The 14490-nt window shown below is 37.0% G+C and carries 15 protein-coding genes; 12 read left to right on the top strand and 3 right to left on the bottom strand.

The genetic code is table 11. The features are described 5' to 3' along the window. Window positions 1-88 precede the first annotated feature (88 nt). From DW721_RS15310 to DW721_RS16735, 9 genes are all read left to right on the top strand, one after another. A complete protein-coding gene (locus DW721_RS15310; protein ID WP_118746248.1) occupies window positions 89-502 on the top strand; it encodes a hypothetical protein in 414 nt (137 codons plus the stop codon). Next, window positions 447-1061, top strand: a complete 615-nt coding sequence (locus DW721_RS15305; RefSeq protein ID WP_182436358.1) for a leucine-rich repeat protein — start codon at window positions 447-449, stop codon at window positions 1059-1061. Before DW721_RS15310 ends, DW721_RS15305 begins: the two co-directional genes overlap by 56 nt. Window positions 1062-1179: 118 nt before the next feature. Then, complete coding sequence (locus DW721_RS15300) at window positions 1180-2163, top strand: leucine-rich repeat protein (protein WP_182436357.1); 984 nt, start codon at window positions 1180-1182, stop codon at window positions 2161-2163. 181 nt (window positions 2164-2344) lie between these two features. After that, window positions 2345-2587 carry a hypothetical protein gene (locus DW721_RS15295; protein ID WP_118746245.1) on the top strand — a complete coding sequence of 81 codons (243 nt, stop codon included), beginning with the start codon at window positions 2345-2347 and terminating at the stop codon, window positions 2585-2587. A 41-nt stretch (window positions 2588-2628) separates the two neighbouring features. Then, a complete protein-coding gene (locus DW721_RS15290; protein ID WP_055946502.1) occupies window positions 2629-3063 on the top strand; it encodes a hypothetical protein in 435 nt (144 codons plus the stop codon). 420 nt (window positions 3064-3483) lie between these two features. Continuing rightward, the gene (locus DW721_RS16215) at window positions 3484-3633 is read left to right on the top strand and encodes a hypothetical protein (RefSeq protein WP_022014176.1); all 150 of its coding nucleotides are present in this window, start codon (window positions 3484-3486) and stop codon (window positions 3631-3633) included. A gap of 128 nt (window positions 3634-3761) precedes the next feature. Then, the gene (locus tag DW721_RS15285) at window positions 3762-4472 is read left to right on the top strand and encodes a peptidylprolyl isomerase (RefSeq protein WP_118500290.1); all 711 of its coding nucleotides are present in this window, start codon (window positions 3762-3764) and stop codon (window positions 4470-4472) included. Between the two features lie 223 nt (window positions 4473-4695). Next, entirely contained in the window at window positions 4696-4962 is a 267-nt protein-coding gene (locus tag DW721_RS15280; protein WP_022014173.1) for a hypothetical protein, read from the top strand. Continuing rightward, window positions 4946-5689, top strand: a complete 744-nt coding sequence (locus DW721_RS16735; RefSeq protein WP_055946508.1) for a lytic transglycosylase domain-containing protein — start codon at window positions 4946-4948, stop codon at window positions 5687-5689. The genes DW721_RS15280 and DW721_RS16735 overlap by 17 nt, the downstream gene beginning before the upstream one ends. A 121-nt stretch (window positions 5690-5810) precedes the next feature. Here the strand turns inward: DW721_RS16735 and DW721_RS15270 are convergent, their stop codons facing one another. Together DW721_RS15270 and DW721_RS15265 are read right to left on the bottom strand one after the other, a co-directional pair. Beyond that, the gene (locus DW721_RS15270; RefSeq protein WP_118746244.1) at window positions 5811-7316 is read right to left on the bottom strand and encodes an RsmF rRNA methyltransferase first C-terminal domain-containing protein; all 1506 of its coding nucleotides are present in this window, start codon (window positions 7314-7316) and stop codon (window positions 5811-5813) included. 134 nt (window positions 7317-7450) lie between these two features. Next, window positions 7451-8089: a DUF4867 family protein gene (locus tag DW721_RS15265; protein WP_055946513.1), complete on the bottom strand. Its 639-nt coding sequence runs from the start codon at window positions 8087-8089 to the stop codon at window positions 7451-7453. A 248-nt stretch (window positions 8090-8337) separates the two neighbouring features. Between DW721_RS15265 and DW721_RS15260 the strand changes: the two genes are divergently transcribed. The 3 genes from DW721_RS15260 (at window position 8338) to DW721_RS15250 (ending at window position 13272) form a co-directional block, all read left to right on the top strand. Next, a complete protein-coding gene (locus DW721_RS15260; protein WP_118500287.1) occupies window positions 8338-9132 on the top strand; it encodes a nitrilase-related carbon-nitrogen hydrolase in 795 nt (264 codons plus the stop codon). A gap of 1 nt (window position 9133) precedes the next feature. Beyond that, window positions 9134-11533, top strand: a complete 2400-nt coding sequence (locus DW721_RS15255) for a hypothetical protein (protein WP_118746243.1) — start codon at window positions 9134-9136, stop codon at window positions 11531-11533. Between the two features lie 83 nt (window positions 11534-11616). Then, window positions 11617-13272 (top strand): putative manganese-dependent inorganic diphosphatase, encoded by a 1656-nt coding sequence (locus tag DW721_RS15250; RefSeq protein ID WP_118746242.1) that lies wholly within the window; start codon window positions 11617-11619, stop codon window positions 13270-13272. Window positions 13273-13355: 83 nt separating this feature from the next. Here the strand turns inward: DW721_RS15250 and DW721_RS15245 are convergent, their stop codons facing one another. Next, a complete protein-coding gene (locus DW721_RS15245; protein ID WP_022014166.1) occupies window positions 13356-14351 on the bottom strand; it encodes an ABC transporter substrate-binding protein in 996 nt (331 codons plus the stop codon). Window positions 14352-14490 lie beyond the last annotated feature (139 nt).

Here is a 14490-nt window from a genome sequence, read left to right as displayed (position 1 = left end):
TGGAAACAGTATATCGGAAATGCAGCCGAAATGACTCGTTTTGAGAAGATACCGAGAGTATATAATGAAATTAGGGAGGAATTTGCGTATGAAAAAAAGAGTATTAGCGTTGATAATGGCAACAGCCATGCTGGTTACGGTTTGCGGCGGCGGACAAATGTTGTGCAGAACAGTAAAGGCACAGATGCAAAAAGCATATGTAATTCAGAATGCTGCACCGTTACCGACACAAACACCATCTGGTGGAGAGCGGGAGGATTTTTGGTGTGACAGCACAAGGATAAAGACAAATGGTGATTACAAGTATCACATTTTGTCGGAAGAGAAAAAGCTGATAACGATTAGAAAAATTGAAAATGCAAATGGTAAGCTGGAAATTCCTGAAGAAATAGACGGTTATAAGGTAGTTGGAATTGGTCGGTCGGACAGACTGCCGAGCCGGTGGAGTGACGGAAATCATTATACCGAAATATATTCAGTTTGTTGGGATTTGTGCCTTTGAAAATTGCAATAGTCTGAAAAAGGTAAAAATCAATAAAAGAGATGTGAATTTATATTTATATGGTGAGGCATTTTTGGATTGCAACAAGTTAGAAAGCGTGAATTTGCCGGAAAAGGTATGTACTGATGGTGATGTGTTTTCGTGTTGTGGCACGATTGATGAAGTGACAATGGGAATATCTATGTCAACGAATGCGGATGACAGTGATTGTGTATTTAGTGGGACAAATATCAAAGTGTTAAGGTTTGAAAACAAAAAGAAAATCTATGATATTTCACGATATACAAATGGAAAGATTGGCACGATTTATTTGGGCAAAAATGTTAAAAAGCTAATATTGAAAGAGTCGGATAAAAAATATCGTAATTGGGAAATATTTGAGATTGATAAATTGCTTGTCGAAGGTAAGAATACGGCTATTGAGGGATGGAATAAAAAACATCTGTTTTTAGGAAAGATTTATACTGTTTCAGGTTCAAAAGCGGTGAAATGGGCGAAGAAAAATAAGATTGCTTATAAAGTTATGGCTGAAAAAAAGATTGTTAAGCAGATAAAATGATACAAGGGTCAGAAGCAAAGGCAATCCATGGAATCCGTTGAAAACCAAAAATTTTGAAATGACATAATAAGATGATTTTATTAAAATATTACAGTATAAAGCAGGGGGGATGAATGATATGAAAAAAAGAATATTTACATTTATAATGACATCGGCTATCGGTTTACTGGTGTGTGCGGGACAGATGCCAGATGAAAAATTAAAAGCAGATTTTACACCGACGGCAACTATGGCACCTATATGGGAAAGTGCAGATTTTTGGAGTGACAGTTCAAAGATAAAGACAAGCGGAGATTATGAGTATCATATTTTATCGGAAGAAAAAAAGATGATAACAATAAGAAAGATTAAAAATGCGAAAGGAAAGGTTGTTATACCTAAAGAGATAGACGGTTATAAAGTGGTGGGAATTGGTCGTTCTGATATAGTACCTCTTGCATTAAAAATCTCGAAGCTTAGGTATGTTTTTGATGATTTAGGCAGTGAAGCGTTGTCAGTTCTGCCAAAATCATCTGCAAAAGTAACAGAAATTACGATTCCGTCTCAAATACGGTTTGTTGGAATTTCAGCCTTTAAAAACAGTAAGAATTTAAAAACAGTAAAGATTGATAAGAGAAGTACAAAGTTGTATTTATATGAAAAATCATTTGAAGGATGTAGGTCATTACATGAGGTAAATCTTCCTGAAAAAACATTACCGGGAAAAGAGTCTTTTTCAAAATGTGGAATGATTGACAAAGTTACGGTAGGCATGTATGTTGTCAGTTTGGATGAAGAATTTGGAAAGACAGGCATTAAATTGTTGAAGCTTGAAAACAAAAAGAAAAATTATGATATTTCAGAGTGCAAAAAGTTAAAAATCGGCACGGTTTATGTCGGTAAAAATGTAAAAAAACTTGTTGTGAAAGATACAGTTACAAAATATTCAGAAAATGATAAGTTGAAAATTGATAAGATGATTGTGAAAGGAAAAAATACTGTTGTTGAGGGATGGAATAAAAAACATTTGTTTTTAGGAAAACTTTATACTGTCTCAGGTTCAAAAGCGGTGAAATGGGCGAAGAAAAATAAGATTGCTTATAAAGTGTTTGACAATAATTGACAAAATAAACTTTTTTAACTGTAAAGTGGGTGTAAATAAATTGATAAATAAAACAATTTTATAAATTTATTTGCACCTTAAAAGTTTCAGTGTATATTCATCAGATTTAAGTTTTTATAGTAATAAGTAAGAAAGCAATTTGGATGTTAAATATTTTTAATTTATGTGAGGTGATGATTATATGAATTTTCTTTCTGTCATAGTGACTTTTTTCGCCATTTTGATTTTGGTTATTGCCATAATCGGACTTAGAAAAGTTGGGAAAAAACAAACAGTAATATTATTGTTGGGAATAATATCAGTTTTGTTTATAATTTTAGGGTTGATATTTATTATTCCAAATATGTGGAGAAATATTGGGATAATTATGCTTATAATCGGTGTGGTAATTTTGGCTGGGGTGTTTCTTTTAACAGTTAAATAAAAAATTAGATATTTATTGGTTGCATGATTAGGAGAAAGTATATGAAAAAGTTATTGGTTATAACATTATGTATTATTACATTAGTGTTTTCAGCGTGTTCGGGAAATAATGAGAAATTTGAAGCAAAATTATCAGAACAAAAGGAAGTTTCCAAAGTAAAACTGACGGAACTTACTGACTTTAAGTGGGACTATGCTTATTTTATTTCGCCATATGTAAGTAAAGAGGAAATTGAAAAAATAATTTCAATAAAATCGGATGAAATTCAAGATAATAATAATAATGATAGTACGATATATGTGGTGTTTACAGAAAAAAATAAAGTTGTATATCAGTTATTTGGTGATGCTCAAAATCTGGGATTTTCATTTGATTTAGGAAAGTATAAAAAGTTTAAACGGATAACTTGCGATAATTGTGATTTTTCAGTGCAGAATAAGGATGGAGAAAATATTTATAAATTGATAGAAAAATAAAGTTTACAGAACAGGTAATTGTGCAGAAAGTGTAGTTGCCTATTTGGAAGGATTTTATAGTAAATTAAGTATTTTGCAACAATTTGCAATAATTTCTGTCTTATAAGATGAAGCATAAAATAAGAAAGTGATTATCAGTGTAAAATGTTACAAAAACAATGTAAATTTTTACAAGTAAGCCGAAATATTGAAAAAATATGTTAATATATTTCAAGGTTCTAAAGTAAATCAAGCATAAAAACAGGCTTTTTACTTATACGAACCCATTTCTTACAAAAATCTTACAATATATTAAAATTGTTGCAAAAATGTTAAATGCATAGTATAATGATATTGTGAGTATAACTGATGACAGTTTTTCAGCCATGCTTACAAAGACAAACGTATAAAGGGAAAAACGAAATGGGAGGTACATATTTTATGGAAAAAACAATGTTACGCAGAGTTATGGTAGGTCTTACAATTCTAGTGATTGCTCTTGGAGTTGCCAATGTTGTCAGGGCAAATGTTTCATCAAAAGGAAGCTGTTCATTTAAAAGCAGCGTTTCGGCTGCCGAGATTTCAGAGTAAGTTTTGCAACGAAAAATATGCCTGTTGAGTGAAAAAAGATGATTGTATAGCTGATAGAGGCATTGCAAGTGTGAATGGTAGCAAGGTTGAGTGCGTTACCGTGATTGTGCGTATTGGAAAGAGGAAACATGAAAAGATATTTTAGTATTATAGCAATTATGGCACTTGTGGTATGTATGTTTGCAGGATGTGGTTCTAAAAAGAGTAACACATCATCAAATGCAAATTCAGGTACATCATCTTCAGAGAGTGCAAAGCAGGAGGAAACAGCAGTTCCTGAGAGCACAGAAAGTACAGATGCAGGCTCGGATATTTCTTCGTCAGATGATACAAAGCAGCTTTCAGGCAAGCATCATGTTGTTATAAAAGTTAAGAAATATGGAAATATTAAAGTTGAACTTGATGCAGATACAGCACCTATATCGGTTACGAACTTTGTAAATCTTGCTAAGAAAGGTTTTTATGATGGTCTTACATTTCACCGTATCATAGATGGATTTATGATTCAGGGTGGCGATCCGAGCGGAGATGGAACAGGCGGTTCTGATGAAACTATTAAAGGTGAGTTTAGTGATAATGGTGTTGAGAATAATATATCTCATGTGAGAGGAACTATCTCTATGGCACGCTCATCTGAAAATGACAGTGCAAGCTCACAGTTCTTTATCGTACAGTCAGACAGCACATATCTTGACGGTCAGTATGCCGGATTTGGAAAAGTTACAAGTGGGATGGATATAGTGGACAAGATATGCAAGGATACTCCGGTCACAGATTCAAACGGCACGGTTGAAAAGGAAAATCAGCCTGTTATTGAAAAGATTACGGTTAAGGACTGATGCTTAAAATAAGGCATATTTATACATATTGTATTGTAGGTATGATGCAGGAGCAGATAGCAATGCAGCAAATTGCAGTATCAGTTGCCTGTCACACAGTAAATAAGTAATGATGTTAAGTTGCCGGGGGCATTTATATGTACCCGGCAATAAATATATTAACACTATCAGGGAAGCGGAAGAGTGTATCGTGAATATCTGTTTGGTGAAAGGGGGAGATTGCTTGTTTAAAAGACCTGTAAATGGGAAAAAAGCGACAACGATTCCCTTAAAAAAAGCTGTTGTGTTTGAAAAAGATATATACAGAAAACCGGATATGATAGGAGTTTCAAAAGTTTCGTTGAAAAGCAGCACAAAAAATGCTAAAATAAAAACAGCGAGCGTTTTTGGTGTAGATATAAAGCCGGAGCGTATCGAGAGTGTAAAAGATGATATTACTTTAGACAGACTGTTTGAAATACAGGGGGAGAAAATTGATAAGCGGAGTTGAAGGATTAAAGATTAAACCATTGACGACCTTTAAAAATGATGGAGTTAAGCGTCACAGTGGGATTGAGAGTTTTAGCACTGTACTTAAGTCAAGCGAAAAGAAAGCTGATGCGTCTGACAAAGTACAGGAAAATAGTGATAAGACAGATACGGAGTCATCGTCAAAAAACAGTGCCACGCAGGGTACGGACACGGCTTCGGGCAATAAGATATTATACACAAATGCTACGACCGGAGAGACATATACATATACGGATGTGGCAGATGATGACAATACAAAAACATCATCGACAAGTAAGAGTTCAAATACTACAACCGTTGACTCGATGAAAAAGACAAAGTATGATGCCATATTTAAAAAGGCTGCAAAGAAGTACGGAGTGTCGGAGAGTCTGCTTAAAGCGGTTGCGAAAGCCGAGTCTGATTTTAATCCAAATGATGTATCAAGTGCCGGGGCAGTAGGCGTTATGCAGCTTATGCCATCTACAGCTAAGGAGCTTGGAGTCAAAAATCCTTACGATGCCGAGCAGAATATAATGGGAGGGGCAAAGCTTATAGCAGCCCATTTGAAGAAATTTAACGGAAATGTCAGGTATGCACTTGCTGCATACAATGCCGGAAGCGGTGCAGTTAAGAGGTACGGCGGAGTTCCTTCATATTGTAAGACATATGTAAACCGTGTACTGAGTTATAAAAAAGCATATGAAACAGCAAATGCAGTAGGTTGATTGAAAACCTGCTGCATTTTTTGTGATGATAATTCCAAAAACCGGATGCTTTGCATCTGCCGTGTTTTGTGTCTGATAATTTATGTATATTATTTTGCGGATGGTCACTATATTATATATATCAGTAATTTATCCTAAGTCCTTTCGGATAGTGATTTTTTATCGTTCCGTTTGTAATCTTGCCCCATCCGAGAGAAAGACCATTGTAACATACAAGGATAAAACCCTTAGAAGTGGAAAGTCTCTCATCGGAAGTTTGTAAAACATCACCATGCAGATATTTTTCGGCTTCTTCTAATGAACATTCGTAATACTGTTTTACATCGTCTGGTTTAAGATATTTTGCAAATGCGTGTGCAGGCTCGAAGCGGTTCTTTTTCTTGGTTGCAATATGAAGTCCTGCTCTTACGAGTTTTATGCCTTTAAGTTCCGGCATCTGTTCCGGCACCATATAAAGTTCATCGCCGAAATATTCATAGCGTTTGTCCTCATAATCATTTGTTTCAGAAACAAATTCCGAGATAAAATCAATAAATTGTTTTCGCTCACTTTTAGAAAGGATATTTTTTCCGGAAGATTTCTTTTTCTTCTTCTGAATCGGAGGCTCTCCATCCTGTTTCTTTAATCTTACGGCAAAATGTCCTTCGCCCCTGACTTTGTGCGGCCATAATCTTAGCGAACCGTGTATTGACTGTATCTCGTTGTCAGAAAGCGGCTTCATTTCGTCAGATATAAAATCGGGATTTCCGTCAGAAATATCAAGACTGAGTATGTCGTGATAATCTTCGACATGAAAATCAGGATATGTGCGTAAAAACCAAAGAAGAATTTCTTCGTCCTCAGCAGGTGCAAAAGTACAGGTGGAATATACCAGAACTCCTCCGGGTTTAAGCATTTTCTCTGCTTCTGTAAGTATTGACTTTTGTCTTTCAGCACATAAAGTGACATTTTCAGGAGTCCATTCTTTTATTGCCGTTTCGTCTTTTCTGAACATTCCTTCACCTGAGCATGGAGCATCAACCACAATCTTATCAAAAAAGCATGGAAAGAATTTTGCCATGTTTTCAGGTGTCTCATTGCATACAACAGCATTTGGGACACCGAGTCTTTCGATATTCTGCGAAAGGATTTTAGCACGCTGTGGGAAAATCTCGTTTGAGACGAGAAGCCCTTTATTGCCCAGCATACCGGCAATCTGTGTCGATTTACCGCCCGGTGCGGCACAGAGGTCACAAACTTTTGGAGGGGTGCCTTCTGTAAAAATAGTTGCATTATCATCTGGTGTGTTTTTATTATCATTATTAAGAAATGTCTGCCTGACATTAAGTGCCTTAGGCTCTGCGAGAAGTGCGGCAACAGCCATTGCACTTGGTTCCTGTATATAGTAAGCACCGGCTTCATGCAGTGCGTGTCTGCCGGGTTTTTCCTCAGAAACAGCGTAAAACCCTTCTTTAGCCCAGGGAACAGGACTTAAAAAGAAGGGTAATGTTTCCTGAGACTCTATCTTTAACGGATTTATGCGAAGTCCGTAGGATTTGTCATCTGAATAGCTCTCAATAAATGCTTTAAAATCCTCCGGTTCAAGCAGCAATTTCATTCGTCTGGTAAATTCTTCAGGTAAATTCATATGTAAATCTCCATTTGAAATTTATATCGTGATGCAGTAAGGATTGCGAAAATTGTACAGCAATGAAGCAATCCGTGGCATTAGTTGGGGGTAAAGTACCTTTTGACCCCAACATCATCATATTAGAATATAAGTTAAATCAAGTCAGCAATATCAATGTTTTCTCCGGTGATGCCGACATGAGCACCGGCTTTAGCTTCTGCCGTATCTTTGTGCGCGATAAGCCATTTGTTTTTTGCCCAAAGGTAAGCATCTTCGGAATTTGCTTTTGTGATATTTGGCATATCAAAGTTAGTTTCTCTTGGGAGTACAATGGCAACCCTGAATCCCTCGCCTTTTTTTGCACTGCAAGGTGCATAGTGAAGCGTTGTTGAGTAAACTTCAACGGCAGTTCCCTTAGGACATAAGAAAGCTTCTGTTTTGCTTGAATCGATTATTCCATTCTCAACGTCCTGAAGCTTGGCAACGAGGAGAATTGCATCATCAGCTGCAATATTTATCTCGTTGTCTCTGTGATACTCAAAACAGTTTAATTTTGTGTTTGTGCCATTGCAATAGCCGATTTCAATAGGCATACCACCGTAGCAGTTGTCACGGAGCTGTGCAAAAGCAGGTGTATCTTCAAGTGCTTCACAGGTAGGCTCATAGATTACTCCATCAGCAGGTTTTTCAGTTTCGCTCTCAAGTCTTTCTAAAAGAAGTTTGTAATCGTAACCATCTACGATTCGTCCGTAAGGCTTAAAAGCATCATCTTTAACCGATTGAATTTTCATGATTTATTATCCTCCTAAAATATAATTGGTTTTTTGTCTTTTATAAAGATGCGAAACATCTGGATTTTAGAGTAATTATAGCACACAGGATATATCATGTCACTTTAAAAATACGAACTGCTATACTTGTTTTATAAGAGTTTTCAAGGTATAATTAAATTGAGATTTTGTTGTTTTGGTAAATATATTATAAAATATATAGGTATAGCATCAGGGTGTTTGACAGATAAAAACGGGAGGAATGTCTTATGAGAGTTGCACTTGCACAGACAGATATGGTATGGGAAGATAAAAAAGCATCTATACAAAAGGCAGAAAAGATGGTAAGTGAAGCTGCAAAATCAAAGGCAGATATCATAATTTTTCCTGAAATGAGTTTCACCGGATTTTCTATGAATCTTGAGAAAATAGGAGAAAAGAGAGATTGTTCAGAGACGGTTTCATGTATGAGCACTTTGTCAAAAAAATACAATATTGCCATAGGTTTTGGATGGGCATCACTTCCTGACAAAAAAGGCGGAAAAGGGAAAAATATATTTTCGGTTACGGACAGAGAGGGAAAATTAATCGCAGAATATGAAAAGATACACCCGTTTACATATGGTGGCGAAAGTCGGGTATATGAGGGCGGTGAAAAATTAGTTTCTTTCTCGTTTAAAGGGCATAATATAAGCTTGTTTGTATGCTATGACCTGAGATTTCCGGAAGTATTTCAGGCGGCAGCAAAAAAGTCTGATGTGATGTTTGTAATCGCACAGTGGCCGGAGACAAGGAGTATTCATTGGCAGACTCTTCTCAGGGCAAGGGCAATAGAGACGCAGTCATATATTGTAGGGGTCAACAGCTTTGGTGTCAGGGACGGACTTGGCTACAGCGGTGACAGCATGGCTATAGATTCTATCGGAAATATTCTTGGACAACTGTCAGGCAGAGAGGGTATGCTTATATGTGATATTGATGACAGAGCGTGGGAGCTCAGAAATAAATTTGCGATAGGTAAGGACAGAAGAGAGAATCTTTATTACAGGTTATTGGAGGAGTAAGATGAGACAATATGAATTGACGATAAGAATCGCACAGATTCATCATTTGATAGAGGTGCGTAAATATAAAAAAGCACTTGCGGTTGTAAAGACGCTTGATATGCGTCAGGTAAAAGGTATAAGTGATCTCAGTGCTATTGCTGAGGTTTATACAAAAACAGAACAATTTGATGCTGCAAAAAATACTTATTTAAGAATATATAAGAAAAGCCGCACAAGACGAGTTTTATACAGACTTATTTATCTTGCCATAAGAACAAATGCATTAGATGAAGCGGAGGGATATTATCAGGAATTTGTGGCAATGAGTTCGAGCCAGCGAGATTCACTTATTTTACGGTATCGTATAGATAAAGCTTCAGGGGCATCAGTCGGACAGCTTATCGGTATTCTTGAATCATTAAAAGAAGAGGAGTATATAGAAGAATGGGCATACGAACTTGCAAAACTTTATTTTAAAGCAGGAAGATTTGAAGAGTGCAGAAGTGAGTGCGAGGATATAAAACTCTGGTTTGGCAAAGGTGAGATAGTGGAAAGGGCAAAACGACTTATTGCCAGTATAGATGATGATGAACAGATTGCTTATGTTGACGATAGAGATTATACAATAGAAAAAGAAGTGCCAAACCCTGAGGATACCGGCTCGCTTCCGGACCTTAGTGAATATGTGGAATCTGAGAGTGTGATACAAAGGCGTGAAAATTCAATCGGAAATAAGGTTAAAAAGGCATTAAAAACAACCTTTGAGGATGATGAGGATAAATTTGATGATACATTTGCCGATTATTATGAGGATGAGGACGAAAGTTCAGAGTACGGCAGAGACGAGGCTGTAGATGAATTGCTAAATATGGATGGGGATAATAATTTAGAGAAAAGCTCCGGGGATAAAATGGAAAGTCTTACAAAAGAAGAATATGATGCTTTGCTAAATTCAGAAATATTAGAACAGTCTTATAATGATGAGCAGTCTGAGTATGAAAATGAATTATATGATTATGGAGAAGATGAGGAAGAAGAGTTCGATGGTGCACAGATGGCAAGAAAAGCCATAGATGGTCTTCAGAAATTGTCGGGGCGTTGGAAGCATCAGACCGCAAAAGAGCAGCATACGAGTGAGCAGTCTGAGTATGGAGAAGATTCTGTAGATGAAAATAAAAAGCAGCCGCATAAAAAAAACAGAAATCAGCAGATGGAAAAGAAACAGGCATATGCGGAGGAAAAGGCTCCGTACGAGCATCATTCACAGTCGGGCACGGGTATTACACAGGATCTTTCAAAGGAAATATCCGCCATATACGAGGCAGAGCGCAGGGAACAGTTGAAAGTTCATTCTGTTGTGATGGAAGATGACATTGATAATGGAAATGATGATTTGATTCAGCAAAATACAGAAAATGGTGAAGCTGCATCGTCAGAAATTCCGGAAGATATTCAAGAGTCAGAAGAAAATGCTGTTATTTCAAGACAGGATGCGATGGCTCCGGCCGATTTGGAAGAAATAAAAAACGATATAAAGGATATAACAGGCAATATTTTTGGAGAGAAAAAGAAAAGACGCATTATTGATTCGGTTGCTGATGACTGGGGACACACGAAACCTATAAATGAGACCGTAAGCAAAGTGCGTGAGATGGAAATGCAGCAGGATAATGATAGTCTGTCAGATGAAAGTGTTAAAAAGAATGTAGAATATAGTGAAAAATCTGATACAAGATTTGTGTTAGACAACGGAGCAGAGCCGGAAATAAACATTAATGGAAAATCAGAGTGTATTCAAAAGAATGATGAAAATAAATCAGAGGTGCAGCCTGGTGTTAATAATGAAGTAAAGTCTGAAACAGAGATAAAATTAGAAAAAGCAGCTAAATTATTTGGAATAAATACAAGTGAACTAAAGAAGGAGGAGACAAACATGGATGATTATTCAACACCGGAAGATGAATTACCTACAACTAGGGCATTACATAAGACATTTAAGGATGTGCTGACACTTATAAACGGAGAGAAAGATCCATCACATTTTGTTTTGATTGGAGAGGACACAGATAAGATAATAGCAGTTTCTAAAAAAATCGTAAAGGTGCTTAAGGCAAATGGTTTTTTGAGCAAAGGAAGAATAGGCTGTATTCAGGCTAAGCAGTTAAATCAAATGGATTTTGATGCCTGCCGGGATCAGCTTAAAGGAAGCTGCCTGCTTGTAGATGGTGCTGCAGATCTTTATTTTCCTACTATCACAAAGATTTTTGAGCTTATGGATGAATTTTATGGAGATTTTATTGTAATACTTGCAGATGAGGGAAATACACTTGACCAGATGTTCAGGTTTGCACCTGCACTTGCAAAAAAATTCAAATATGTAATAGATATAAACAGATATACGGCAGAAGATTTGGATTAAGTTGATTGCAAAATATAATAATATGTTGTATTATCGGTGCACGGTTTAGTTACATATAAGTCAGAAAAGGAGGCGGGGATTGTATGCCGCTTGGTTCAGAGAAAGTAGTAAATGTCATAGGACATATAAATCCAGACACGGATTCTATTTGTTCAGCCATCGCTTATGCGAGGCTTAAGAGAGAGGTGACCGGTGAAAACTATGTTGCTAAGAGAGCAGGTCAGATAAATGCAGAGACAAGATTTGTACTTAAGCGATTTGGAATACTTCCACCTGATTATATGAATGATGTAAGACCTCAGGTTATCGACATTGATGTGGGACGCGTAAAAGGTGTCGGTGAAGATATTTCATTAAAAAAAGCGTGGGAACTTATGAGGGAAGATGCACTTCAGACACTTCCGATAGTAGATGAAAACGAGTTTTTAAAGGGACTTATCACAATCGAGGATATAGCAAAATCATACATGGATGTTTACGACAGCCGTATTATTGCAAATGCGGGAACTCCATTTAGGAATATTGTTGAGACACTTGATGGAGAGATGATATCAGGAGAGCCTGATGAGACGATAAAATCAGGTAAATGTCTTATTGCAGCAGCAAATCCGGATCTTATGGAAAGCTATATTGAAAAAGGAGATATAGTGATTTTGGGAAACAGGTATGAATCGCAGCTCTGTGCCATTGAGATGGGTGCAAAATGTATAATAGTCTGCGATGGTGCTCCGGTATCGTTTACGATAACAAAACTTGCACAGGACAAGGGCTGTTTTATAATTAAGACACCATATGATACATTTACGGCATCAAGACTTATTAATCAGAGCATACCAATAAGGTTTTTTATGAAAAGTGAAAATCTTATAACCTTTGGACTTGGTGAATTTCTTGATGATATACGAGATGTTATGGCAAAAAAAAGATACAGGGATTTTCCAATACTTGATTGGAATGGCAGATACTTTGGGATGATTTCCAGACGAAGACTTCTTGGTGCGAGAAAGAAAAAGCTTATTCTTGTGGATCACAATGAGCCGTCACAGGCAGTAGATGGTATAGAAGATGCTGAACTTTTAGAGATAATAGACCATCATCGAATAGGAAGTATCGAAACAATGGGTCCGGTATTCTTCAGAAATCAGCCGCTTGGATGTACAGCTACTATCATATATCAGATGTATAAAGAAAATAAGGTGGATGTGACACCTGAAATTGCGGGACTTCTATGTTCAGCGATATTGTCAGATACGCTTGTCTACAGGTCACCTACCTGCACTGAGACAGACAAGGCGGCAGCAGAAGAACTTGCAGCTATAGCAGGAATAAAAACACAAGATTATGCTATGGAAATGTTTGCGGCAGGAAGTGATTTGTCATCAAAATCTCCGGAAGAGATATTTTATCAGGATTTCAAAAAATTTGTTGTGGGAGAGCAGACATTTGGCGTAGGTCAGATAACAGCGATGACTGGCAGGGAACTAACAGCAATAAAAGAAAAACTCATACCATATATGCAAAAAGCAATGGCAGCTCATGAAGTATCAATGCTGTTTTTTATGCTTACTGATATATTACAGGCAAGTACAGAGCTTTTATATTATGGAAGTGGTGCAAGAGAACTTGCACTTGAGGCATTTCATTTGCCGAAAGATACAGAAACGATAATTCTTAAAAATACGGTATCCAGAAAGAAGCAGATAATACCGGCGATGATGATGGCATTGCAGGAAGAGTAATAAAAAATACCCCCATAAACTTATATTTTGATGTAAGCTTATGGGGGTAAATTGTTTTATAAAACACATTTTAGGAAGTGTGATTATTTGGCATCATTCATTTCTGTATATCCGTCCGGAATCTTAATTCCTAAAGTGTCGCAGTTTTCTTTGTTGTAAAGTTTTGTCGGATTTTTGTCTGTCTCGATAGCCATTTTTCCGGGATCAGCACCCTCTTTAAGAATTTTATAAGCCATTTCACCTGTCTGGTAACCAAGGTTGTAGTAACTGATGGAAAGAGCTGTGACTCCGGCTTCACAAATTCCTTTTTCGCCTGCAAATACAGGAATGCCGGCAGGAATAACAACATTTTTGACAGTTTCAATACCAGAAGCCATAGTGTTGTCTGTTGGAATGTAGATAGCATCAACTTCGGAACAGGCTGTCTGAGTAACAGACTGAATCTCGTTTGAGTCAGATGCAGTATATTCTTTATATTCGATTTTATCTTTCTTAAGTTCATCTTCCATAAGTTTAGCCTGATATGCTGAGTTTGGTTCAGATGAACAGAAAAGAATACCGACTTTTTTGACATCAGGTTTGATTTCAAGAATCATGTCCTCCTGCTTATCGATAGGAGCAAGGTCGGCAGTTCCTGTGACATTTGTACCGGATGTACCTTTCCAGTCTTTGATGTTAAGTGCAGTACCGTAATCAGTAACAGAAGTGCCTACGATTGGAATTTCATTTGTTGCTGAAACAGCAGCCTGTAAAGCACCTGTTGCGTTTGCCATGATAAGATCTACTCCGTTTGTGACGAAACCGTTGCAGATTGTAGAGCAGTTAGTTGACTCGCCCTGTGCGTTCTGTTCGTCAAATTCAACATTGTCTTTTCCAAGCTTGTCCGTAAGTGCTTTCTTAAAGCCCTTAGTTGCGGCATCAAGAGCATTATGCTCCACAAGCTGACAGATGCCGATTTTGTATGTTTTTTTGCCTGAACTGTCAGAACCTGATTTGCCATTTGAACTTCCGCAGGCTGTAAGACTTGCTGCCAGTGCTGTAACAGTAAGTAAAGATACTATTTTTTTAGATAATCTCATAATGTCCTCCTTTTTGATTGCAATGAAAATATTATAAGGCAAGAGGTGGTGCAAAGTCAAATTGATGAGAAATGGCAAGCTGTTTTTTGGGGCAGAATAGCCTTTCATTTATGAAATGAAGTAAACTCAAGCTGCATAG

Origin of the sequence: Clostridium sp. AM27-31LB (assembly GCF_003480745.1) — a bacterium.
Lineage (GTDB): Bacteria > Bacillota > Clostridia > Lachnospirales > Lachnospiraceae > Butyribacter > Butyribacter intestini.
The sequence above is the reverse complement of the archived record's forward strand: the minus strand, read 5'-3'. Positions and strand labels throughout refer to the sequence as shown.